The following is a 23,956-nucleotide window of genomic DNA, read 5'->3' as shown; positions in this document are numbered from 1 at the left end:
CCAGATCGCTTAATTCCAAGCTTTTAGCTAATATTTGCGTACGGACTTGGAATTATAGACCCGCGTAGAAAAAGGAAAAGGAAGGGGTATGGGGGGCTTTAAACAGGAGGAAAGGCCCGCGCCGCCTGGTTTCGTTCCGGCTGCCGCGGGCCTTTTGCGTTCGATAAGCAAGTTATTTGTAAGTAACCTCAAGCTTCACTTCCAGCTCCAGCGAGCCTCCCGGTTCGATGGCGCGGAAGCCCGTCACCTCGGCCGGTTGATCGATATTCGGCGCGTTGGTGACCCAAGTGTATGGCTCCAGGCAGATGAAATCCCGGGCTTCGCCCTTCGTATAAACGACCCATTGCTTAAACAGATCGGAACCGCTGTAACGGATATCCGCCTTGGGGCCGGATAGCACGGCGAGGCAAGGGTAGTCCCCGATTTGGAACACGGTGTCCATGTCATGGCCTTTCAGCACGTCGCCTGCGGGCAGCTTCGCGTACCTGCCGCTAAGCGGCGCGATATGGCCGAGAGGCACGTTCGTTTCGTCCAGTTCCCAGATGCCGCTTGCCGGCAGCTGCAGCATCCAGTTCTCCGGCTCGCCGTCCAGCAAAAACCACGTATGCAGCCCGTAGCCGAACGGAGCGGACGTTGGGCCGCGGTTGGTCGCTTTCAGCAGGTGACGGAGCGTGCTGCCACGAAGCTCGTAAGTTACTTCCAGCTCAAGCTCGTGCGGGAATTGATGCTGCACGTGTGCATCGTCGGCAAGACGAAACACGGACGTGATGTAGAGGGCTCCGTCCTTTTCGCCGCTGGCGTGCACCGTCCAAGGCTGGCTCTTGATCACGCCATGGATATGATTGCCCTGCACGTTGTTGATCTCGAGTTGGTAACTGCGGCCCTCGAACGTGAAGCGGCCATCGCGGATGCGGTTCGGCGGCATCAGAATCGGTGTACCGTATTGAACCGGCTCGGCGGCCATCGCGGCCGGCGAGGCCGGGACGCGAAGCATTTCACGCTCCAGCCTTTTGTCCCAAATGCTGTAGACGTTGTTGCCGACGGACGGACAAATGCTGACGATCAGGTTGTCGTTTTCGAGTGTATAGGCGGGGGTTCCCTGCCAGTCGATCTGCTTAATTATCATTCCGAAAGCTCTCCTTTGCCCGGTAAAATAGTCCGATCGTAAATCGCTTCCATTGTACCAGAGGAGCCGGGGACTGTCACCCCGGAAAAATCGCGTCGCTCAGGAGCCGAAATCGAAATTCGGGTAGACGTACGGCACTTTGGCCGGCTCCGCTTTGGCGATTTTCTCCACCTTCAGCACCATGATGTCGTTATCGTTCAATTTCGTTTTTTGTATCGTGCCGGTGACCGTGACCCAGCTATCATCCGCGAAGGTATTAGCCCGGTCGTATTCGGCCAACACTCCGAACGGGGCGGCATCTGCGGAGCAGCATTGGATGGAGAAGCGCGCCACGACGAACTGGTTGCTCTTCATCTCCTCCTGCCGGTAGACGAAGCCGGTAAGCTGCAGCTTTTTGCCGACAAACCGGTCGAGATACAGGTCGACGGACGTCAGCGTCTCGATGAATAAATCTTCTTTCACCGTAATCAGATCGGATTTGTAGAGCTGCTTCGCATATTTGGCGTATTGCTGGGTAAATTTATCCGCGGGAAAAAGCTCCCCGTCCGCAGCTGCCGCCGCTTGGGTCCCGGGTGTTTGAGCGTTTGGAGCAGCGGGGGTAGTATCCGTACCTGCGGGAGTTCCTGCCGGGGCGCTCCCGGTTCCGGTCTCCGCGCCGCTTCCTGCGGCGGTTTCGCTATCCTTTTTCACCGAGCTGGAACTGCTGAGGTTCATCCCTTTCTTGGCGGCAAGGCTGCTGCCCATCGTGTTGTCGGGAAGCAGGAAGCCCAGCAGCAGCGGGAAGAAAAATAATCCGTACACGACGATGTTTTTGAACAGTGACCGCGACGGGGTGTGATCATGGTCGCAATCGCAGACGGCGGATGTCCGGCCGCGCCAGGCACGAAGCGTCAAGTAGAGCTGGTAAGCGGCGACGGCATACAGAGCGACGGCCGACCATTTGACGTAGTCGACCATCCGGGGCGCTATGTACAGCAGGATGCCGTCGGTTTTGACCAAATAGGCGATGTAGACTGCGAAGCCGAGCAGAATAACGGTTTTTAAAGCATGATGCAGGCCCAGTACCCGAGAATTCATGGCACACACTCCTTTTTGCCTCGTTTAGATGTCAATTTACATGAAGAAAAGCCGTTCGTACAGCAGCGATGCAACGAGCACAACAATAACGACTAGTGCCGAGAGCAGAAGCACGAAGCGGGCGCGGAAGGCGGATAGCAGCATCAGCGTGCTTTTCAAATCGAGCATCGGACCGAAGACGAGAAACGTCAGCAGCGAGCCGGTCGAGAAGGTTGCGGAAAACGACGAAGCGACAAAAGCATCCGAGGTGGAGCAGAGCGACAAGATGTACCCGAGGCCCATCATGAACAGATGGGAGGTGAAGTCGCCTTGGCCGATGGACACGAGGCTTTCGCGCGCGACGAACGTTTGAATGAGTGCGGTCAGAAATGCGCCGAAAATCAAATATTTCCCCATATCGAAAAACTCGTCCGAGGCGTGTCCGAGGACGCCGAGCAAACGGCCTGCGCGGCTGCGACTATGTCCGTGGTCGTGCCTATGGTCATGGTGCGCGTGGCTGTGAGTATGCGTATGCCCGTGATGGTGGGCATGGTCATGATGATGCATATGGGAATGGCCATGCTCATGTGTATGCTCGTGCTCGTGCGCGCTATGCCGGGCGTCGTGGTGCTCATGCCCGCTTTGGAGAGCGCCGTACCCGTTTGCGCTAAGCTCCGGCGCCGCTCCGCGAATCGGATTGCGCTTCACGAACCGGTACACGATCAGGCCGATCGCCGCTGCAACGACGAACGCGAGCGCCATCCGGGAATAGGCGATCTCCGGCCGCGTGCGGAACGCCATGAAGGTCGCCGCGTACACAACGGGATTGATAATCGGACCGGCGAGAATGAAGACGACGGCCACATAGACCGGCATTCCCTTCAGCACCAGCCGGCGGATGACCGGCACCATGCCGCATTCGCACAACGGAAAAATAATGCCGACGCCGCAGGCGAACAGGATGCCGAGCACCGGATTTTTCGGCGTCAGCCGGCGAATGGTTTGCTCGGACACGAACATCTGCAGCAGGGCGGATACGAGCACGCCCAGGAGGACGAACGGTAGCGCTTCGAGGATAATGCTGATGAACAGCGTCTTGAAATTTTGCATGCCGGCGCTGCTTAAAAAGGACAAGTCCGGCGGCTGCTTTTGCGTATAAATGAGAACCAGCATCAGGATGCACAGCACGGCGAGAATGTTCGTAACCCACCGTTGGACAATTGTTTGCAAGGGGCATGTCTCCTTATTATTCGTAATTATTATTATATAGTATGCTTTCCGATTCGTACATAGGACAAGTTTTTAAAGCTTTATGAAGGCCGGCAAAGCGCGTGGCTGCGGCGGTGGACGTTCCTGTTCCGATTCCGAGGTTGACAAGGGGGAGGGCGTTTAGGTACAATGACGTCTAATAAGAGCGATGACGGGAATAAGTAGTCGGCAGGCAAGCTCTGCAGAGAGCCGGTGGGTGGTGCGAACCGGCGGGCGGCAGCCGAACGAATGGGTCCCTGAGCTGAAGGTTGAACGTGCGCAGACGCACCCGGGCCCGGGGAAAGCTTCAATTAGCATTGCGCGCCGGTAGGCTGTTCCGGTTTCCTCCCCGTTACAGGAGGCTGAAGACCCGCGGTATCTGTCTTGGACAGTACTTTGCGGGTAAATTAGGGTGGCACCACGGTCTCTCGTCCCTTGCGGCGGGAGGCCTTTTTGTTTTTCTCGGGAAATTTATAGGCGAGATAGAAAAAGGAGGCGGACTGCGAAATGTCCAAATTAAGAGTATTGTCCGGCATGCAGCCCAGCGGTCAGCTGACGCTCGGCAACTATATCGGCGCATTGAAAAATTACGTGAAGCTTCAACATACACACGATTGTTATTTTATGGCGGTGGACCTGCATGCCGTCACGGTGCCGCAGGAGCCAGAAAAGCTGAAGGATCAGTCGGAAGCCGTCGCTGCGCTGTATTTGGCGGCAGGCATCGATCCGAACGTGGCGACCGTGTTCCTGCAATCGACCGTATCGGCGCATGCCGAGCTCGGCTGGTTGCTGACGACGCTCACCTATATGGGCGAGCTGGAACGCATGACGCAGTTCAAAGACAAAGCTGCCGGCAAGGAATCCGTCGGAGCCGGTCTGTTCACTTATCCGTCGTTGATGGCCGCCGACATTTTGCTGTATGATACGGCTCTCGTCCCGGTCGGCGACGACCAGACGCAGCATTTGGAGCTGACGCGCGATCTGGCGCACCGCTTCAACCAGCGCTACGGCGACACGTTTGCGATTCCGAAAGGCTACTTCCCCGAAGTGGGCGCACGGATTATGTCGCTGGACGACGCGTCGAAGAAGATGAGCAAGAGCAGCCCGAACGCCGGCAGCTACATTGCGATGCTGGACGCCCCGGACGTGATCCGCAAAAAAATAAGCCGGGCCGTAACCGACTCGGGGCGGGAAGTGAAGTTCGACCCGCAAAACAAGCCGGAGGTCAGCAACTTGATCAGCATCTACGCCCAGTGTGCGGGCAAGACGATTGCCGAGATCGAAGCGCAGTACGAGGGGCAAGGCTATGGGCCTTTCAAGAAGGATTTGGCCGAAGCGGTCGTAGCTGCTTTGGAGCCGATCCAGCAGCGGTATGCGGAGATCCGCAGCTCGGGCGAGCTGTACGATGTTTTGCGTCAAGGCAAAGAGCGCGCAGGAGCGCAAGCGGAGCAAATGCTGAAGCGGGTTAAAGAAAAAATGGGCTACGTTGTTCTGTAGCCCATCCCCAGGGCTTGTCCGGACGAACCTTCTTTCGTCCCGGGCAAGCTCTTTTATTCGTTTCGTTTTCTCAGTTTGGCTTTCACGATAAAGCCGGCTCCGATAAACAGCACCGACACCAAGCCGGACAGCGCAGCCAGCCAAGGCTTGCCCGTGGCCATGAAGAAGCTGATGCATGCGAGGAGCGCCGTGCCTCCGAAGGCAAAAAACAACCCTAATCCTTTCGTCATGACGAGTTCGCACCTTCCTTTCCGATAAAATTTGAAACTCGATTGATTTTTTCAAAAGGGAGTATAAGTTCAGACATACGACACATAATAAGCTTGCAAGCTTGCAAATACATCAAAGACATCATCCCGTTGAAAGGAGTGCTGAACATGGGTGCAGGACAATCCCGCAGCAGCAATCAATTGGTAGTACCTCAAGCAAACCAAGCTTTGGAGCAATTGAAGTACGAGGTTGCTCAAGAACTGGGCATTCAAATTCCGCAAGACGGCTACTACGGTTACATGGCTTCCCGCGACACAGGCGCAATCGGTGGTCACATTACCCGCCGCTTGGTCCAAATCGCCGAGCAAGCCATCTCCGGCGGCGCAGCCCGCTAACCGAGGGCTTGGGAACAAAGCTTCACGAATATAAGCTCAAGGAGAAATCCTTGAGCTTTTTTCCATGGCATGAAAAAAAGAGGAGGATGAGCCCGCCTGTTAAGCGCCGCCCATCCGCAGCTTCTTTTCGAGCCGGGAATCGCTGACCCAGCCTACGTACGAATCAATCGGATTCAGCTTTTTGTCGAGCAGCAGCACCGCGACGAACGGATACTGCTTGCGGTGCCGGTAGCGGACGTCGGCCCAGCGCACCTCATACCCCCAGGCATGCTCCTTCAGCTCGGCGCAGGCATAGGAGCTAAAATACAGGAAGCAAGCGACGTTCGGGTGAGCCCTGGACGCCTCCACGGCAGGGTGGACGGCGCAGGAAACCCGGTCGATCCAATGGATCTTGCGGTTTTTGAGCTCCCCGAGCTGGAACGAGCCGTCCTGCTTCCGCTTCACGATCTGCCACTGGTGCAGATGGACCGTCGGAATCAGCGTGTACCGGTCGCCGGGCTCGTAAGTCGAATCCTGCAGGCGAAGTCCCGATTCGAGCTGGTAATGGGTCCATGAGCGCCATATATAATAGAGGGCGATGAAGGCGTATAATATAGGAAACAAAATTTCCGGGCGCATCAGATGTACCGACCATATAAAAATAGCGAGCACGTGAGACGAGAAAATGATCGGGTCGAAAATGTGAATGATATTCCACGAGACCCATCGCTCCGAAATCGGGCGAAGCGCCTGGGTTCCATACGCATTAAACAAATCGGTGAATACGTGAAACGCAACCGCGATAAACACCCACATCGTTACATGCCACATCGGCAAGGTGGGAAAGACAAGCCAGAGGATGCCGGAGATGAGCGCCGTCCAAAGCACCAAAGCAGGCAGCGAGTGGGATAGGCCACGGTGATTTTTAATGTAAGCGGCGTTACCTTTCAACCGCAGCAGCGTATCGGCATCAGGTGCCTGTGAGCCGGCCACCGTTCCGATCAGTACGGCTGTCGAAACCATCGGATCTGCTGCCACAACCGGATCGATATAAGCCAGGCCTGCAAGGCCGAGCCCGATCACCAGGTGTGTTCCGGTGTCCATGGACTAACCTCCTGAACGTCTAATTTTTCAATAGTCTACTCTAGCCCATTACTATTAGTGTATCATTTTCTTGTCCAAAATAAAGCAAAGGCTGTGAAAAAAATGTGTATCGTTTTTGTCGAATACCGAATTGATGCGTCATATCACCCCCAATACTTAGCATGGTCTCAGCGGCTGCGCGACGACTTCCCCCAGATGAATCTGTACGAGGGGACGGAGCAGCCGGGGTTGTTCGTAGAGCTGTGGAGTGGGCTTAGCGACGATCAATACCGGTTCATGCGGGCCGTCCGTACCCGAAAGGACGAATACGCCGCAGAACCGGGAGCGTGGGACGGGACCGATCCCGAACGTTGGGCGCCTCTCGAACAATGGGTGCCGGGCGGGCGTGCCAAAATTCATATTTGGCAGTTCCAAAAAGTCAAATAGTCCATTTTATAAGGTAATCATATCCATGGTTTCTTCCTCCCGATCGCGGTACCCTTACAATAGTCTTCAAATGCGACGGAGGAAAATGGATGGAGAATAACAATATATTCTGGTCTCATATCAAGCGGAACCGTTTGCCTTACCTAATGGGCTTTGCATTATTGTCCATATCGTCCATCCTGCAGCTGATCATTCCCTGGCTGCTCGGCCGGTTTACGGACAGTCTCCAAGCAGGCGGGCTGACCTACGATCAGGCGGTCCGCTTCGGCGTTTGGATGATTGCCGCAGGGCTTGGGATCGCTTTCTTTCGGTCCGTTTCCCGCATTTATTTGTTCCGGCTGTCGCGGCAGCTGGAGATGCGGGTGCGCGGCGAGCTGTTCGTCCACTGGGAGAAGCTGTCGGCACAATATTTCAACAATCAGCGGATCGGCGACTTGATGTCCCACGCGATCAGCGACGTTGGGGTCATCCGCGAGGTCACGATGCAGGGGTACTTCAACGTCATGGAAGCGGTGTTTCTGATCGTCGTTTCCGTTGCGGCCATGACGAGCTCGGTCAATCCTTGGCTCACGCTGCTGACGATGCTGCCGCTGCCGCTGCTCAGCCTGCTCGCCTATCGGTTCAACAAGCGGATCATGCAGCAATCGAAGGATATGCAGTCCGCGATCTCCGATTTGACGAGCCGCGTGCAGGAGTTTACCGCGGGCATTCGGGTCGTCAAAGCATTCGTACAGGAAAAAGCGGAGAGGGAGCTGTTCACCCAGGATAACCGGCGGGCTGTGGAAATGAACCGGCGATACGTGCGTTCGAACTCGTTATTCGGAGCGCTGAGCGCCGGGATTGTCGGGTTCAGCTTTCTCGTTTCGGTCGTGCTCGGCGGCATCATGGTACTGAAAAACATCATTACGCTCGGCGAATTCGTCGCTTTCAATACGTATTTGTCGCTGCTCATGGGTCCGATCGAAAGCTTGGGGCGGGTCGTCAATCTGCTTCAGCGCGGAAAGGCTTCGGAGCTGCGACTGATGGAAATTTTCAATACGCAGCCGGACGTGGTAGACGACATCATCGCAAAGCCGGAGATTCAAACGATCGGCGGCGAGATCGAGATCCGCGACTTGACGTTCTCTTACCCCGAAGCGAAGCGGCCCTCGCTCCGGAACGTCTCGCTCAAGGTGCCGAAGGGCTCCAGTCTCGCTATTGTAGGCCGGGTCGGCAGCGGCAAAAGCACGCTGGTGCATCTGCTCGTGCGGCTGTACAACCCGCCGAAAGGGACGGTGTTTATCGACGGGCACGACATTCACGAAATTCCGCTGCGGACGCTGCGCGGCCAGATCGGCATCGTACCGCAGGACCAGTTCCTGTTCTCGTCCACGATCCGGGACAACATCGGGTTCGATCCGAATCCTTACAGCGACGAGCAGGTCGTCGAAGCGGCCAAGATCGCCCAAGTGTACGAAAACATCGTCGAATTTCCGAATCAGTTCGATACGGCGCTCGGCGAGCGCGGCATCTCGCTTTCGGGCGGCCAGCGCCAGCGGGTAAGCATCGCGAGAGCCGTGATCAAGAAGCCGTCGGTGCTGATTTTCGACGATAGTTTGTCCGCGGTCGATACGATCACGGAGGATCTGATCCTCGAAGGACTCAAATCCGTGATGAACCGGCGCACGACGATCATTATCGGACACCGGATCTCGTCGGTGCAGAGCGCCGACCAAATCGTCGTCATGGACGAAGGACGCATCATCGAGCGCGGCAATCACGAGCAACTGCTGGCCGTAAACGGCATTTACGCCGACATGTATCATAAGCAGCTGCTGGATCAGGAAGCCGAGCGGGAAGACGGACAGGATCAGGATGCCGCTGTCTCGCAACTGATGCGGGGAGGGGCGGGCGCATGAATATACACGCGGAAAAGACCGTCAAGACGATGAAAGACACGCAGCTGTTAAGGAAGCTGCTGTCCTACACCAAGCCATATTGGCGAATGATCGTGCTGTGCATCGCGCTGGCTTTTCTGATCGTCGTCGCCGACTTGGCGCGCCCTTATCTCATTAAGGTGGCCATCGACGGCCATATCAACGGGCTGCACAAGCCGATGCTATCAGCGGAAGCATCCCAGGCCGACCGTCTGCGGAGCTACGGAGATGTGACGGCGTGGAACGGCAGGGCCTACGTCCGGCTCGAACCGGACGAAGCCGAGCGGGCGGCCCGCCAGCCGGAGCTTGGAGAGAAGCAGGCCCAGATCGTCCGCATCGCCGGCAAAGACTGGCTCATCGCCGGCTGGATCGCCAAGCAGCCGGAGCAGGCGACCGTAGCGGAAGCGGGCGGCAAGGCGGAAGTACACGCCGGAGGGCAGACGTTCGCCGCTGAGCCGCTGGACGCCGCTGCGCTGGAGGCGTTCCGCAAGCAGGATTACACCGGCTTCCTCTGGCTAGGCGTCGCTTTCCTTAGCGCGGTCGTCGTCGCGGCGCTGCTCAGCTACCTGCAAAGCAATCTGCTGCAATATACGGGGCAGACGATCATTTTCAACATCCGGCAGCAGCTCTTTCAGCATTTAAGCCGCATGTCGATGTCCTATTTCGACCGCAATCCCGTCGGAAGGCTCGTCGTCCGCGTCACGCAGGATACGGAGTCGCTCAATCAACTGTATTCGCAGGTCGTCGTCAACCTGATCAAAGACGTCATCGTGCTGATCGGCATCGTCGCCGTCATGCTGCAGCTTAGCGTCAAGCTGGCGCTGCTGTCGTTTGCGGTGCTGCCTTTTCTGGCCGTGCTGACGTTCTGGTACCGGTCGGTCATCCGGGACGCCCAGCGGAAATCGCGGGTGATCCTATCGCGGCTCAATTCGTTTCTGGCGGAAAACTTGTCCGGCATCCGGATTACGCAATTGTTTATCCGCGAAGAGCGGCAGTGGGAGCAGTTCGATCATCACAATACGGAATATTACCGGGCGGGGATGCGGGGAACGGTTATTAACTCGATCTTCCAGCCGGCGATCGGCTTTCTCGGCAATCTGGCTATCGCGCTGCTTCTCTGGTATGGCGGTGCCAGCGTTATTGACGGCGGCCTGACCTTCGGGATCGTGTATGCCTTCACGCACTACGTGCGGCAGTTTTTCCAGCCGCTGCAGAGTTTGGCGGAGAAATACAACCAGATTCAGACGGCGATGGTCGGCGCGGAGCGCATCTTCGAGACGCTCGGCGAGAAGCCTGCGATCGTCGATCCAGAGCAGCCGCAGCGGCTGCCGAAGGAAATCCGCGGCGAAATCGCGTTCGAGAACGTATGGTTCGCCTATGTCGGAGAAGATTGGGTGCTGAAGGATGTCAGCTTCACGATCCTGCCGGGACAGACGGTGGCGTTCGTCGGCGCGACGGGGGCGGGCAAAAGTTCGATCATTCAATTGATCAACCGCTTCTACGACATTCAAAAAGGCAGCATCAAGCTCGACGGCCTCGACATCCGCGACATCCCGCTGGACGACCTGCGCCGTTATATCGGCATCGTGCAGCAGGACGTGTTCTTGTTCACCGGAGACATCGCCTCGAATATCCGGCTGAACCACCTGGAGATTACCAACGATCAGGTCGTCACCGCGGCCCGGATGGTGCATATGGACGAATTTGTCCGCAGCCTGCCCGGCGGCTACAAGACGCTGCTCGGCGAGCGCGGCATCAATCTGTCGCTCGGCCAGCGGCAGTTGCTGTCGTTCGCGCGCGCGATCGCGTTCCGTCCGCAGATTCTCATCCTCGACGAGGCGACGTCGAACATCGATACGGAGACGGAACTGATCGTACAGGACGCGCTGATGAGCATCTCGGAAGGCCGGACGACGCTGATCGTGGCGCATCGCTTGTCGACGATCCAGCATGCCGACCAGATCATAGTCATGCATAAGGGCAAGGTCCGCGAGACCGGAAACCATTACCAGCTTCTCGCGCAGCGCGGGTATTATTACCGTCTGTTCGAGCTTCAATATAAGGAGCAGAAGCCGGTGCCGAAGGCAAGGTAGGGGATCCAAGACGCGCTCTTTATCCGATATCTTCTTTTCTTAATTTGAACGCGACGTGATGATAAGTTCGGTTAATGATTTCTCCCCTGGCTTGCGGAAACGTTTATATAGCAACCGCACGACAGCTGCTGTTCGATGAGTTGAAATGGGATTACATGGTTGCGATAATAAAATAAACGGCGCAAGAAATCCGTATTCTGACCGAAACAGACTTAAATACAGGATTTTTTAACCTATCGTACGCGGAGGAGGGACGGTTCATGAAATACGATCCAAGTCAATTATATTGGTTAAATGAGCCCACGAGTTATTCGATTCGAGAAAATGAAGTTGTTATTCAAACAGAACCTGGAACGGACTTCTGGCAGCGTACATACTATGGTTTTAGAAACGATAACGCACCGGCTCTGTTATATAAGATTCATGAACCCTACTTTTCTTTTGTGGTTCGTACAGAGTTTGATACTAAAAATCGGTTTGATCAATGTGGCGTAGCGGTCTACCAAAACAGCGACAATTGGTTCAAGGCTTCCATTGAATACGAAAATGAACAATACCAACGTTTAGGAAGCGTCGTGACAAACAACGGATTTTCCGATTGGGCGACGACAGATATTGACGCTAGTATTAAAAGTATGTTTTACAGAATTAGCCGTCGCAACCGTGATTTCTGCATTGAGAACTCATACGACGGAGTAGAATATAAACAAATGCGTATTTTTCATTTATTTGAGGGCAGCGGGGAAGTTCAAATGGGAGTGTATGCGTGCAGCCCGGAGAATTCTTCGTTCAAAGCTGTTTTTAGCGGGATGGAGATCACGGAATGCAAGTGGAAGGCTCATGAATGATTGGAACGGGAGGCGGCGGATTGGATTATAAAATCGGCGAATTCTCTAAAATCAACAAAAAATCGCAACGGATGTTGAGATACTACGACGAAAAAGGGTTGTTGACGCCTAAAAAAGATGAGGCGAACGAGTATCGATTCTACTGTGCTGGAATCGGATGAAGAAGTGGTCAAAGCTTTTTTTCAACAGAAGATCGTCGAATTGCAGGAAATCGCCCTGGGGTATGCGAATGCGATTGAAGAAATGGCGCCGTCGAGTCTGAAAAGTCGATAAACCGGGTACATACATATTCTGTTTTTCGAGGGATAAGGTCATCTTTTCATGCGTTATGCTTTATGCAAAACGGTGAATGAAGACGGACTGGGGCTGTTGATGGATCAGCTTCGGCAATCCGTAAAGCAAATGAATCCGGTGCTCTGCGGTCAACATTTTGCAATTTTTTATACGGTTCAGGAAGCGGATGCGGCGCTCTACGATGTGGAAGTCGGCCAGCCCATTGAGTGGGAGGGGGGAACCGACGATCCCCGAATCCGGTATTTCAGGGAATCGCCTTGCATTAACACCTTGCACCAGGGAAGCTACGACAGCATCAGTTCTGCTTATCGCGCTTTGCACGATTAGGCAACAGCAGGCGGGTACCCGTTTCGAGGACCTTTTATAGAAAATTTTTATACAGACGGATGGGTTACATCCGATGAGCAAGCATTCGTGACGGAAGTGAGCGTAGCGATCAGTGCCGAGCGGGGAATCCAGCTCCGCAATGGCGACTGCATGCGCGCGGCGTCTGACTACGTGAGGCGGGAGGGCGGGTGGTGTTGTGGGTGCAGGCGGTACCACCAACACGGGGGAAGTCCGTCACGTCGTATACGCACGTAAACCGGCTGCGGACAGTGAACGCGGTGCGCCCTGGGTGCAGGTACCCGAACGGCGCGAGCAAACAGCCCCCGTTGCACCGCCAAATTTCCCCCCGGTTACTGCCGCCTGTATCCAGGCACGTGATCCGCTGTCTGTCGACCTTGGTCACCGCCTTGGGGCTATTTGGCGGTACAGTTGGACCTTTTGTGCCAGGTCCAAGTGACGGCCCGTCACCCATCCCTTGAAGCATTCTGCCTTATGGGGTAGCGTCAGGAAAATGCGGATTTACAACGTTAAGGAAATTACAATATTAAAAAGCCCAATTTTCTCAGTATTAAAATTGAGAAATTGGGCTTTTTTCGTTACTCTAGAAAAGCGCTCTTATGTTGAATAACACCTTATTCTTCTACAAATTATGAGTATGAGCAAAGGAACTAAAGGCTCCTTTTACCATAATATCAATAAATTTAGAATTATTTCCCATATAAGATACTTTTGCCGTACAAAGGCAATCGAATTAGGGATGGGAGTTATTCTTATAAATCTATCTCATGATGTTTAAGATTCATCTTATCAAATATTCTCAAAGAAATCGTTTCTTGCTTATCCATCGAAATGGAGGTTACATATTTTGAAACTGGAAAGGCTCTTATCTATCATTATTCTACTGCTGAACCGTCGTATGGTGCAGGCTAAGGAGCTGGCGGAGCGGTTTGAGGTATCCATTCGGACGATATACCGAGATATTGACGCAATTAATGCAGCCGGCATCCCGATCGTCACCTATCAAGGAACAAACGGTGGTATTGGTTTGTCAGAAGGTTACCGCTTGGATCGAAATATGCTAACAAATGACGAGCTTGCTGCTATCGTCACCGCCCTCCGCAGCATCTCCAATTCATATGGCAAAGAGCAGCACCAACGACTAGTAGAAAAAATAAGTAGTGTCGTACTGCCGGCACATAAAGAAGAATTTCAACATAAGACAAATCGCGTACTAATCGATTACTCTCCTTGGGATGGTATTGAGCTTCTCCGTCCGAAACTACAACTATTAGATGAAGCAATAGATAGCTGTGTATTAATTAACTTCACCTATTCGAATGCAGAAGGTGAAGTTTCCCAGCGAATAGTAGAGCCACATATGCTCATTCTCAAAGGACGGCATTGGTATCTACAAGCTTATTGTCTAGAGAAAGAAGAGTTCCGCCTGTTTAAACTAAAAAGAATGAAAGGGCTCGCGATAGATCGTGAAAGAACCTTCATTCGTCGAGATCCCACTACTCAGGGGCATATCGAAGGCAAGAGTAAATTGAAGCCATCCAATGTACCAGAAGTTGTCTTTCGATTCCAAGATGAAGCTCGTCATTTAGCAGAAGAATGGTTTGGTATTGAAGAACTTTTGCCAGTTGAGGATGGCAGTTGGCTAGTAAAAAAGGCGTATCCGGAAAATGAATGGCTCTATAGTTTCATTCTTGGCTTGGGACATCATGTAGAGGTGCTTGAGCCCCAACATTTACGGAAAATCATTGCTAGTCGTGCGGAAAAAATAGCAAAAATTTATAAAATGTCAAAGTAACTTGACAGTCGGTTGTCAGGTTTATTGTTTTATACTGGTTTCATTCTATAATAAGGAGAATGATTAAGGATGAAACATAACGAACGAATTGAACCTACCCGAATTGAGGAATTACCCTTCTTCACGTTAGCTGGAATTAGTACCGTTACAACAAATGAAGCCGAGCTGAGCAAAAATGGCAAAATTGGTAAGTTATTTGAACAGTTCTATTCTCAAAATATGGCTAAGAAGCTAGGTGTTAATATACAAGAGGATGGTCATTATAGCTGTTACTTCAACTATGAACAGGGAGATGCGGGACTTTATGAAGTCATGGTCAGCGTATGTGTACAGGAAGCATTACAGCTTCAAAACCTAGATAGGATAAAAGCATTTACTGTTCCTGCTGCAAAATATGCTGTATTCGTCACAGAACGTGGACCAATTATCGAGATGGTGCAGCGTACTTGGGCTAATATTTGGCAATGGTCACAACAGCCAGGCAATAACCGAGCATTCACAGGTGATTTTGAATATTATAGCAAGGATATTAATCCAGAGGACGGACAAGCAGAAATTTATATTTCGATAAAATAGCTTCCAAGTTGTACCGGACACCTTAAAAAAGGAATGATCCATATGAGTGCAATTAAAAATACCAAGGTGGAGGAAGTATTCGAACAGTATCCTAAACAAATTCAGTCGAGACTATTGATTCTTCGTCAGTTAATTTTGGATACGGCAATAGAGACAGAAGGCGTTGGTCATGTGGATGAAACGCTAAAATGGGGAGAGCCTAGTTATATCACCAAAAAAGGGAGTACGATTAGAATAGGCTGGAAACCGTCAAGCCCAGATCACTACGCCATGTATTTTAACTGCAATACAAAGTTAGTTGATACGTTTAAAGAGGTTTATAGAGAATTATTCCACTATGAAGGTAATCGAGCGATTGTATTTGCTGAAAATGATGAAATACCAGTGGATGAATTAAAACAGTGCATTGCATCGGCACTCACTTATCATACTCGAAAGCATCTACCAATGCTCGGGATCTAATAATAAATGGACGTTAAAACATTTTAATAAGATTATAAAAAGGATCAGAGCAGCAATTTTAAATAACAAAGAAGCAATTTATCGCTTACCATTGGGCTTTCAATGGTAAGCATTTTTTTATGTACGGAGGTACGTCCCTGCTTATCCATCCCCCAGCATCGTTGACCATAAATAATTTAAATAGTAACAATAGACGATTTCAATTTCTGAATCCGCTGAAGCTATGATACATTCGAGATGTCATCGAGTGGGATGACTTGAAAAGAAAGCGCTACCTTTATCGGAAAACATCATATTATGTAAAAAACTATACGAAAACGAGGAATTCTCTATGATAACTACAAAAAACAGCAACGATATTTCACTTGTCGGAGTACCGCTTCAACTCGGTGCCAATCGTTCTGGTGTAGACATGGGGCCGACTGCGATTCGAAGTTCAAATATTCAAGCAAGGCTGGAAGCGTTGGGCTTCCGCGTTAGTGATTGCGGCGATATCGAGGTTAACCGCTTGCAGGATAGGTGTGATCCTGATGAAAAATTAAAGTATTTGGCTGAAATCGCCCGCGTTAACACGAAATTGGCTGAAGTGGTGGCCCAAGAGATGGGAAATGGCCGGTTTCCTCTCGTTATCGGCGGAGATCACAGTGTTGCTATCGGTACAATTAAAGGTGTTCTGCAGCATGTGAATAAGCTTGGTGTCATTTGGTTCGATGCGCATACGGATGTGAATACGGAATTTACCACAGCTTCGGGTCACATTCATGGAATGTCGCTAGCTGTATTGTTAGGTCACGGGCATCCAAGTCTTACTTCCATTGGGGGAGCGCACAAGAAATTAGATCCGCGCAACGTTGTTATTATCGGGGCGAGATCGATCGATCCAGGCGAAAGGCTGTTCTTGAAGGAGCAAGGGATTCGCGTATTTACGATGTATGACATCGACAAATATGGCATGAAAACGGTCATGGATGAGGCGTTAGAGCGGGTTTCGGCAGGCACGGACGGTTTTCACCTCAGTCTGGATTTGGACGGGATGGATCCTCGGGAAGCGCCTGGTGTTGGAACGCCTGTGGAGGGCGGGATTTCTTATAGAGAGAGTCATTTTGCCATGGAATATCTGCATGAACATGGCGCTCTTGTCTCGGCGGAAATTGTAGAAGTGAATCCGATGCTCGATGTGAACAACAAGACGGCCAAATCCGCTGTCGACTTGGCCGGCTCACTTTTTGGAGAACGAATTCTATAAATCAAATCATTTTGATCGGGGAGGCCCTGCCATGACACAGACAAAACAAATTATCGAACAGACTGAAAAATACGGAGCTGCAAATTACCGTCCGCTGCCTATCGTTATATCGAAAGCTGAGGGAGTATGGGTGGAAGATCCGGAAGGCAACAAATATATGGATATGCTAAGCGCCTACTCCGCGTTAAACCATGGGCACAGACACCCGAAAATCATTCAAGCGTTGAAGGATCAAGCGGATAAAGTCACTTTGACATCCCGCGCGTTTCACAATGACCAGCTAGGAATCTTTTACGAAAAACTGTCTCAGCTGACGGGAAAAAGTATGATCCTTCCGATGAATACGGGGGCAGAGGCCGTGGAAACGGCGATCAAAGCCATTCGGCGCTGGGCGTACGGCGTGAAAAAAGTGCCTGCCAATCAAGCTGAAATTATTGTTTGTGAAGGCAATTTCCATGGACGTACGACTACGATTACTTCATTTTCCTCCGAGGAAGAATATAAGGCTGGATTCGGGCCTTTCACACCCGGGTTCAAAATTATTCCGTACGGCGATCTGGAAGCTTTGAAAAATGCGATTTCGCCGAATACCGCTGCATTTTTGTTCGAGCCGATTCAAGGAGAAGCGGGCATCAATATTCCGCCAACCGGATTTATCCAAGGAGCGCAAAGGATTTGCAAGGAAAACAATGTCTTGTTCGTTGCTGATGAAATCCAAACGGGCTTCGGGCGCACAGGCAAGTTGTTCGCTTGCGACTGGGAGAATGTGAAGCCGGATATGTACATTTTGGGTAAGGCATTGGGCGGAGGGGTGTTTCCGATTTCTGCGGTCGCTGCTGACCAGGACATTCTCGGCGTGTTTAACCCGGGGTCTCACGGCTCTACTTTTGGCGGCAATCCGTTAGGCTGTGCAGTTGCAATTACGGCATTGGATGTTCTGCAAGATGAGGATTTAGTTCGTCGTTCCGAACAATCAGGACACTATTTTATGAATAAGCTAAAAGAGATCAAAAGCAGCAAAGTGAAAGAAATTCGCGGCCGCGGCTTATTTATCGGGCTTGAACTGAACGAACCAGCGCGTCCTTATTGCGAAAAGCTGAAAGAGCTGGGCCTGCTGTGCAAAGAAACGCATGAAACGACGATTCGTTTTGCTCCACCGTTAAATATTTCGCAAGAAAATTTGGATTGGGCGCTTGAACGAATTGTATCGGTTTTCCATGAGGTAGAAGCTGCAACCCAGTAAGGATGAAACGAGGGGAATTCATGACAGAACAGAGGACTCATGGCGTGTCTGAGCTGCAGCGCACGATGAAGAGCAGGCATGTCTATATGATTTCACTCGGTGGGGTTATTGGCACAGGGCTGTTTATCAGTTCAGGCTATACGATTAGTCAGGCGGGACCCGGCGGTTCTATTCTCGCATATTTGGTAGGCGGACTCATTATGTATCTCGTTATGATGTGCCTTGGCGAATTATCCGTTGCGATGCCGGAATCAGGCTCTTTTCAAACGTATGCGACCAAATATATCGGACCTGCAACAGGATTTACGGTCGGTTGGTTATATTGGTTTGGTTGGGTGATTACATTAGGCTCCGAGGTTACTGCTTCCGGATTAATCATGAAGCGCTGGTTTCCTGACGTACCGACTTGGATCTGGTGCACCCTCTTTGTTATTGTGCTCTTTTTACTGAATGCTCTTTCTACAAGAGCCTATGCCGAGACGGAGTACTGGTTTGCGAGTATTAAACTATTTACGATCATCGCATTTATTGGTTTAGGCGGCGCTGCTATGTTTGGGTTTATTCCCATGAAAGGTTATTCGTCTGCGCCTATGTTTTCTAACTTTACGGGAGAAGGGGGGTTATTTCCTAATGGTTTAGGCGGCGTGTTGATGTCGATGGTCACGGTTAATTTTGCTTTTCAAGGCAGTGAGCTCGTTGGAATTGCTGCGGGAGAAAGCAAAGATCCGGAGACTTCCGTGCCCAGAGCAATTCGAAATACAGTCTGGAGAATTATTTTATTTTTCCTGTTATCGATTTTTGTTGTCTCAGGATTAATTTCGTGGAAACAAGCGGGAGTGATAGAAAGCCCGTTTGTTATGGTTTTTGACAATATCGGTGTTCCTTATTCTGCTGACATTATGAATTTTGTTATCTTAACTGCTCTATTGTCCGTTGCGAATTCGGGACTGTATGCTTCATCCCGTATGCTTTGGGCTCTTTCAAGAAATAAAATGGCTCCTGCCGCTTTAGGAAAATTAACAGCAAGAGGAGTACCGTTAAATGCATTAATCATTAGTGTCGGTATTGCCTGCTTGTCGCTGTTATCTAGCGTTTATGCAGCAGATACCGTTTATCTATGGCTAGTTTCGCTTGCCGGATTGACCGCTATTATGGCTTGGATGGCTATAGCCGCTTCTCAATATATGTTCCGAAAAAAATTTCTCAAGCAAGGCGGACATCTTGCTGACTTGAAATACCGCACCCCGCTGTATCCCTTTATTCCAATAGCGGCCTTCATCCTATGTACGGTTGCTTGCATCGGGCTTGCCTTTGATCCGAATCAACGGCTTGCGCTGTACTGCGCCGTTCCATTTGTTACTATTTGTTATGTTATTTATCATATGAAGTATAAGAAAAAAAAGCAGACGTCAAGGGTAGTAAGTAATCGCTGTGAAATTTGAAACCGCTTACGAATCGGAAGCAGAGTCCTCACAGGAAAGAGGCTTTGATCCATTGGGGCAGAAAAAATGGTAGAAGGGAATACATGCTCCTCCTGCCATTCTTTCTGCCCAACCTGTTTTAACAATTTCAATCCTCTAAAGGTTTCCAAGCCTGCTTGAGAAGATCGCTAAAGCTTTGAATATTTGCTTCTTCCGACCTGGATTTGAGGTAAATCAGAGATGTTTCAACCCGATGTTGAAAACGATGGATCGGGACAAGCTTACCCGTAGCCAGCTCCTCCTTGATTCCGTCTGAGCTTAGCAAAGCGATGCTTGTTTGATTGATTGCCGAATGTTTGATCGCTTCATCGCTGCCGGACTCAATGATGTTCGTAGGTTGATATTGTAATTCAGATAGACATCCTTTAATGACGTCCTCTAAATTACAACTTTCTCTATAGGTGATTAGCGGGTAATGGGTGAAAACCGTGGACAAGTCATATTGTTGGGAGATCTCTTGGGTCGTAACCATCATAACCTCTTCTGTGTCCAGATTAATCGATTCCATCTCAGGGGAGTTATACTTTCCTGCGATGATTCCGATATCGGCTTGATGGGAGCTTACTAACTTTATTGTTTCTTTACTATTGTAGCAAGCCAAGTCTAATTTAACCTTCGGATGGTCTTTAATGAAAGAACTAATTAACAACGAGAGATGGCGGCCGTAGTAATATTCAGGGGCTGCGATGGCAAGTTTACCGTACGGTTCGTCAAGCGTTTTTAAGGCGGTCTCCAAATCGCTTAAAGCGTTCAAAATGATATCGGTATGGTGCTTCACCAATTTTCCGGTAGGGGTTAAAAACGTTTTTTTACCGACACGATTAAATAAGGGATGTCCCAATTCCCTTTCCAATGCTTGAATTTGGACAGAGATCGTAGGCTGTGTATAGGATAAAATTTCGGCTGCTTTGGACAAATTTAATTGGTCAGCGACGACTTGGAACGTTTTTAGGTTTCTGAGTTCCATGTTATACCTCCAAATTAACTGCAAACAATCAACAAAAAATCCAGACAATTCCTCTTTATTATACCAATGAAATACTTCCGTTGCCAGAACTCTGCGACGAAGCGCGGCGAACTTCCCGATAAGGGAAACTGCTTTCTTCTCCTCCGTCCCGATTCCGCACACACAAAAAAGATCTCCTAGTCGGAGACCTTTCGGTTTAGCAGCTCTTTTGTCGATATCCGTTCTGTTTACCTGGCACAACCCGATAAACGTTTTTCTTCCCTATATTTTGCAAGATGCGGGTCGGCACACGTGACATTTTCAACACATCCGTTACTCCTTTTGCATTTTTCGTTAAGGTTAACATCAAGATTGTTCCTCGCAGTCTAGCGGTATGCTGGGGAAGTTCGGTGGATACGAAATTTCCTAGAGAAGACGCCGCTACCCGATTTCTAGTGAGTCCGTCGATGTCCTTCACCTTAAACATTTTTACCGGATGCAGCACATGGGGATGCGCTCCCAGCACGACATTTACGCCATTCTTAAACAACAGCCGCATGAGCCGGATTTGGTTACGGTCGGGAGATGTTCGAAATTCTTTCCCGAAATGTAGGCAAGCGATGATAAAATCTGTTCTACTCTTCAAGCTGCGTACGTCCGCTATTATTTTTTTCGGGTTTAGCCTGTTGACTGCCCATGGCTCTGGCACTGGGATCCCGTTCGTTCCTTTCGTATAAGCCAATATTCCGATTTTTATTCCCTTTACGTTAACAATCAGTTTCCGGCGGGCTTCCCGGGCGGAGCGATACGTGCCCGTATGTCGCAGACCGTGCCGATCGAGGACGTTTAACGTCCGCCTCAAACCGGATCGTTTCCCGTCCATACAATGGTTATTGGCTGTGCCTAATACATCGAAGCCCAAGTTCCGGAGCGTAGCAGCGAATTTGTCCGGGGAGTTGAACAACAGTTTTCCGGGCGTTCCGCGAAAATTGTTGCCGGAGAAGGTCGTCTCCAGATTGCCTATCGTTAAATCGGATTTCCGCAGATAGGGTTTCACTTTGGCAAAAATAGGGGCGAATCCGCCTTCCCGTGCGGCCGAGGCGATCATCTTCTTTTTCATCAACAAATCCCCGACTGCGGCGATTGTGATTTTCGTCAATCCACCCACTCCTTTCCTGATTACACCTTATGCGATAGAAAAGCGAAATGCTTGCAAGTTGGGCACCCTCGGTACGGCCAGAAGAAAAAAGCCCAAGCCTGGATCGGATTGAGCTTTCGCATTCTAGTCAATGAACGTAAATTGCCCGTTAGTGCAATGTTTTTAGGGCTCCGAAAGTGTTTTGGTCATTATAAAATCAATTTGTTCTTCATCCCCCATATAAAAAGAGTGAGCTCCAGTTTGAACAAACCCCTTCTTTTTATAAAAGTCAATTGCGTTCTCATTCTTTTCCCAAACTCCTAGCCAGATCATCTTTTTATTTTGTCTTATGGCTATTTCCATCGCTTTGTTTATTAGATCGTTTCCAAGCCCTTTTCTTTGAAATTTGGATCTAATATAAATCCTCTCAATTTCGAGCGATTCATCACCCATGTTTTCGGATTGGGCATCATTAATATTTACCTTTAAATATCCAGCATGTTCTTCATTGAAACAGACGAAAAAGAATTCCGAAGAGATACTGGACAATTCCTTTTCCAACTGTTGGGAGTTAAATGCTCTTTCCAAATAGGCTTTCATATTTTCAGGGGAATTCTGATCTTTAAAGGTATCGTTGAATGTTTCAATACTTATTTCTTGGAGTATTTCTAAATCTTCACGGCTGCACTTTTTTATTTTTACAGTCATTTTAATATATAGCTCCTTTATATAAAATCAATAATTTCTCTTGTTTCCCTTTTTTACAAATTCCCAGTCAATTTCTATATTTTTTCTAACTCTTTGAAGAAGATGAAAAATGGTTTCTGCTTCTCTTTCGGAAAATCCCGCTAATGCGACACGATTCGAATGATCATATTCTCTTTTTATAAAAGGAAATACATTTTCCCCTTTTTCTGTTGGAAAAAGTTTTTTTATTTTTTTGTTATGTTCATCATCTTTCTTTTCAATAAAACCATGAATCTCAAGTTTTTGTATTGCACGAGCTGCGGTTGTTCGGTCTACTTTAATCATTTCAGCTAACTTTTCTTGAATGATTCCTGGGTTTTCACATATTCGGACAAGGTACAAATACTGCCCTTTTGTAAGGTCATGTTCTTTAAATTCTATATTGCTTATAGAATCTAATGCCCTGGCAATCATTCCAATTTCACGGAGGATTTCCTTCATATATGCAACCCCATCAATTTCTTTTGCTAACCAATACTTTTAATAAATATTGTAATGTATTTTTGTTGTATTTACAACATTTTCGATGAAACGGGAGCTGCATAAGCGGCTCCCGTTTTTTTCACATTCACACCACCAATAGTAAAGTTCCGGAAGTAAGCAAGATCAAGCCTATACAAGCTTTCATCGACAATTTTTCTTTAAATACAAAATAAGCAAAGATGATCGTTACGATGATACTCAACTTATCGATGGGCACCACGATACTAGCCTGCCCTTCTTGCAATGCTCGAAAATAAAACAACCAGGACAACCCGGTTGCCAACCCGGACAAGGTAATAAAAAGCCAGCTTTTTTTATCAAGTTTTTTTAGATCGCCCTGCTTTTTTGTGGCAAAAACAATCAGCCAAGCCATGATCAGTACGACGATTGTTCGTATGGCGGTGCCTACATTGGAATCCACATCATCGATCCCGACTTTTCCCAAAATGGTGGTGATGGCCGCGAAAAAAGCGGATAGTCCGGCATACAAAATCGAATGACGGATCTTGGAAGCAGATTGTTCGACATCTTGTTTTTGTATCATCAAATACGTGCCAATCCCGATCACGGCCATGCTGATCATTTTTAATAGTGTGACCGACTCGCCCAAAATGGCGATCGCAAAAAGCATCGTGAGAACGGTGCTTGATTTATCAATCGGAACGACCACATTAACATTTCCCAGTTGAAGCGCCCGGAAGTAGAAAATCCAGGAAGCGCCAGTCGTTACTCCTGATAAAATCAGGAAGAGAAGCGATTTAAGGCTGATATCAAGCAGGCTGTGCTGCATATTTCCCGCAAATACAATGATCCAGGCAAAAATGACAACAATTCCGGTCCGAAGGGCGGTAGCCAGGTTGGAATCTATTTTTTGAATTCCGATCTTAGCAAGAATAGAAGTGATGCCGGCAAACAGCGCCGCACAAGAAGCGTAAATAACCCACATCCACATTTAGAAATCCTCCAAGCAGCTTGCGTATGAAATCTATTAGAAACGAAAGTCAAACGACGCCAAAACGGGAGAACAGGCGCCAAACAAGATCCCTGCGGCTGGATACACCCGTTTTGACAAAAATCGATTTGATGTGATCCTGCACAGTATAGGCGGAAATATGCAGCGAAAGCGCGAGCTCCTTGGTGGACATTCCTCTGATGAGCGCATCGAGTATTTGCTTCTCGCGCTCGCTCAGTTCGCAGGCTTCGACCATACGGCGCAGCGTATCTGCCGGTCCGGCTGGCTCGAACGATACGGCAAGCCGAGGGCCGTCCGCCGGTCCGTGCAATTGACTTGCGCGAATGGTC

The 23,956-nt window shown here is 49.8% G+C and carries 26 protein-coding genes and 1 other annotated feature; of the genes, 15 read left to right on the top strand and 11 right to left on the bottom strand.

The genetic code is table 11. The features are described from left to right. Nucleotides 1–172: 172 nt before the first annotated feature. From ET33_RS34335 to ET33_RS34325, 3 genes are all read right to left on the bottom strand, one after another. Nucleotides 173–1,126 (bottom strand): aldose 1-epimerase, encoded by a 954-nt coding sequence (locus tag ET33_RS34335; RefSeq protein WP_200879275.1) that lies wholly within the window; start codon nucleotides 1,124–1,126, stop codon nucleotides 173–175. A 99-nt stretch (nucleotides 1,127–1,225) separates the two neighbouring features. Next, a complete protein-coding gene (locus ET33_RS34330) occupies nucleotides 1,226–2,203 on the bottom strand; it encodes a TIGR03943 family putative permease subunit (protein ID WP_036693299.1) in 978 nt (325 codons plus the stop codon). Between the two features lie 36 nt (nucleotides 2,204–2,239). Beyond that, nucleotides 2,240–3,412 (bottom strand): permease, encoded by a 1,173-nt coding sequence (locus ET33_RS34325; RefSeq protein WP_036693296.1) that lies wholly within the window; start codon nucleotides 3,410–3,412, stop codon nucleotides 2,240–2,242. A 178-nt stretch (nucleotides 3,413–3,590) separates the two neighbouring features. Continuing rightward, nucleotides 3,591–3,869 (top strand) — a binding site (T-box leader). Between the two features lie 68 nt (nucleotides 3,870–3,937). On the opposite strand from ET33_RS34325, the gene trpS reads away from it, so the two are divergent. Beyond that, nucleotides 3,938–4,927, top strand: a complete 990-nt coding sequence (gene trpS / locus ET33_RS34320; protein WP_036693293.1) for a tryptophan--tRNA ligase — start codon at nucleotides 3,938–3,940, stop codon at nucleotides 4,925–4,927. Nucleotides 4,928–4,980: 53 nt separating this feature from the next. Here trpS and ET33_RS39090 read toward each other — a convergent pair whose 3' ends face one another. Next, nucleotides 4,981–5,157 carry a DUF5325 family protein gene (locus tag ET33_RS39090; RefSeq protein ID WP_161783592.1) on the bottom strand — a complete coding sequence of 59 codons (177 nt, stop codon included), beginning with the start codon at nucleotides 5,155–5,157 and terminating at the stop codon, nucleotides 4,981–4,983. Between the two features lie 147 nt (nucleotides 5,158–5,304). Between ET33_RS39090 and ET33_RS34315 the strand changes: the two genes are divergently transcribed. Then, nucleotides 5,305–5,532, top strand: coding sequence for an alpha/beta-type small acid-soluble spore protein (locus tag ET33_RS34315; RefSeq protein ID WP_036693330.1), 228 nt, complete (start codon nucleotides 5,305–5,307; stop codon nucleotides 5,530–5,532). Between the two features lie 99 nt (nucleotides 5,533–5,631). Here the strand turns inward: ET33_RS34315 and ET33_RS34310 are convergent, their stop codons facing one another. Next, nucleotides 5,632–6,615 (bottom strand): metal-dependent hydrolase, encoded by a 984-nt coding sequence (locus ET33_RS34310; protein ID WP_036693289.1) that lies wholly within the window; start codon nucleotides 6,613–6,615, stop codon nucleotides 5,632–5,634. 102 nt (nucleotides 6,616–6,717) lie between these two features. Between ET33_RS34310 and ET33_RS34305 the strand changes: the two genes are divergently transcribed. From ET33_RS34305 to ET33_RS34255, 13 genes are all read left to right on the top strand, one after another. Continuing rightward, nucleotides 6,718–7,041, top strand: a complete 324-nt coding sequence (locus tag ET33_RS34305; protein WP_036693285.1) for a hypothetical protein — start codon at nucleotides 6,718–6,720, stop codon at nucleotides 7,039–7,041. Nucleotides 7,042–7,130: 89 nt separating this feature from the next. Then, the gene (locus ET33_RS34300; protein ID WP_036693280.1) at nucleotides 7,131–8,939 is read left to right on the top strand and encodes an ABC transporter ATP-binding protein; all 1,809 of its coding nucleotides are present in this window, start codon (nucleotides 7,131–7,133) and stop codon (nucleotides 8,937–8,939) included. After that, a complete protein-coding gene (locus tag ET33_RS34295; RefSeq protein ID WP_036693276.1) occupies nucleotides 8,936–11,050 on the top strand; it encodes an ABC transporter ATP-binding protein in 2,115 nt (704 codons plus the stop codon). Before ET33_RS34300 ends, ET33_RS34295 begins: the two co-directional genes overlap by 4 nt. 260 nt (nucleotides 11,051–11,310) lie before the next feature. Next, complete coding sequence (locus tag ET33_RS34290; protein WP_036693271.1) at nucleotides 11,311–11,898, top strand: DUF1349 domain-containing protein; 588 nt, start codon at nucleotides 11,311–11,313, stop codon at nucleotides 11,896–11,898. Further along, entirely contained in the window at nucleotides 11,895–12,059 is a 165-nt protein-coding gene (locus ET33_RS40530) for a MerR family DNA-binding transcriptional regulator (protein ID WP_081890634.1), read from the top strand. Before ET33_RS34290 ends, ET33_RS40530 begins: the two co-directional genes overlap by 4 nt. Beyond that, nucleotides 12,016–12,171 (top strand): hypothetical protein, encoded by a 156-nt coding sequence (locus tag ET33_RS39425; protein ID WP_167336458.1) that lies wholly within the window; start codon nucleotides 12,016–12,018, stop codon nucleotides 12,169–12,171. The genes ET33_RS40530 and ET33_RS39425 overlap by 44 nt, the downstream gene beginning before the upstream one ends. A 48-nt stretch (nucleotides 12,172–12,219) precedes the next feature. Next, a complete protein-coding gene (locus ET33_RS34285; protein ID WP_036693268.1) occupies nucleotides 12,220–12,519 on the top strand; it encodes a hypothetical protein in 300 nt (99 codons plus the stop codon). Nucleotides 12,520–13,384: 865 nt separating this feature from the next. Then, the gene (locus ET33_RS34280) at nucleotides 13,385–14,332 is read left to right on the top strand and encodes a helix-turn-helix transcriptional regulator (protein ID WP_036693264.1); all 948 of its coding nucleotides are present in this window, start codon (nucleotides 13,385–13,387) and stop codon (nucleotides 14,330–14,332) included. A 69-nt stretch (nucleotides 14,333–14,401) separates the two neighbouring features. Beyond that, nucleotides 14,402–14,908, top strand: a complete 507-nt coding sequence (locus ET33_RS34275) for a GyrI-like domain-containing protein (protein ID WP_051776037.1) — start codon at nucleotides 14,402–14,404, stop codon at nucleotides 14,906–14,908. A gap of 42 nt (nucleotides 14,909–14,950) precedes the next feature. Further along, nucleotides 14,951–15,370, top strand: a complete 420-nt coding sequence (locus ET33_RS34270) for a DUF1801 domain-containing protein (protein ID WP_152570748.1) — start codon at nucleotides 14,951–14,953, stop codon at nucleotides 15,368–15,370. A gap of 331 nt (nucleotides 15,371–15,701) precedes the next feature. Next, nucleotides 15,702–16,616, top strand: coding sequence for an arginase (gene rocF, locus ET33_RS34265; RefSeq protein ID WP_036693254.1), 915 nt, complete (start codon nucleotides 15,702–15,704; stop codon nucleotides 16,614–16,616). A gap of 31 nt (nucleotides 16,617–16,647) precedes the next feature. Continuing rightward, nucleotides 16,648–17,859, top strand: coding sequence for an ornithine--oxo-acid transaminase (locus tag ET33_RS34260; RefSeq protein ID WP_036693251.1), 1,212 nt, complete (start codon nucleotides 16,648–16,650; stop codon nucleotides 17,857–17,859). Between the two features lie 20 nt (nucleotides 17,860–17,879). After that, nucleotides 17,880–19,301, top strand: coding sequence for an amino acid permease (locus ET33_RS34255; RefSeq protein ID WP_036693247.1), 1,422 nt, complete (start codon nucleotides 17,880–17,882; stop codon nucleotides 19,299–19,301). Nucleotides 19,302–19,428: 127 nt separating this feature from the next. On the opposite strand, the gene ET33_RS34250 is transcribed toward ET33_RS34255, so the two are convergent. The 6 genes from ET33_RS34250 to ET33_RS34225 all read right to left on the bottom strand — a co-directional run. Next, nucleotides 19,429–20,469 carry a LysR family transcriptional regulator gene (locus ET33_RS34250; protein ID WP_235206896.1) on the bottom strand — a complete coding sequence of 347 codons (1,041 nt, stop codon included), beginning with the start codon at nucleotides 20,467–20,469 and terminating at the stop codon, nucleotides 19,429–19,431. Between the two features lie 34 nt (nucleotides 20,470–20,503). Beyond that, on the bottom strand, nucleotides 20,504–21,445 hold the full coding sequence (locus ET33_RS34245) for a CapA family protein (RefSeq protein ID WP_036693242.1): 942 nt from the start codon (nucleotides 21,443–21,445) through the stop codon (nucleotides 20,504–20,506). 162 nt (nucleotides 21,446–21,607) lie between these two features. Further along, a complete protein-coding gene (locus ET33_RS34240; RefSeq protein ID WP_036693239.1) occupies nucleotides 21,608–22,132 on the bottom strand; it encodes a GNAT family N-acetyltransferase in 525 nt (174 codons plus the stop codon). 27 nt (nucleotides 22,133–22,159) lie between these two features. Continuing rightward, on the bottom strand, nucleotides 22,160–22,612 hold the full coding sequence (locus ET33_RS34235) for a MarR family winged helix-turn-helix transcriptional regulator (protein ID WP_036693236.1): 453 nt from the start codon (nucleotides 22,610–22,612) through the stop codon (nucleotides 22,160–22,162). 127 nt (nucleotides 22,613–22,739) lie between these two features. Then, nucleotides 22,740–23,606, bottom strand: coding sequence for an EamA family transporter (locus ET33_RS34230; RefSeq protein ID WP_235206895.1), 867 nt, complete (start codon nucleotides 23,604–23,606; stop codon nucleotides 22,740–22,742). A gap of 49 nt (nucleotides 23,607–23,655) precedes the next feature. Next, nucleotides 23,656–23,956 (bottom strand): helix-turn-helix domain-containing protein (locus tag ET33_RS34225; protein ID WP_036693233.1); only part of this gene is annotated, 301 nt, incomplete at its 5' end.

Origin of the sequence: Paenibacillus tyrphae, from assembly GCF_000722545.1 — a bacterium.
Classification (GTDB): domain Bacteria; phylum Bacillota; class Bacilli; order Paenibacillales; family NBRC-103111; genus Paenibacillus_G; species Paenibacillus_G tyrfis.
The sequence above is the reverse complement of the archived record's forward strand: the minus strand, read 5'-3'. Positions and strand labels throughout refer to the sequence as shown.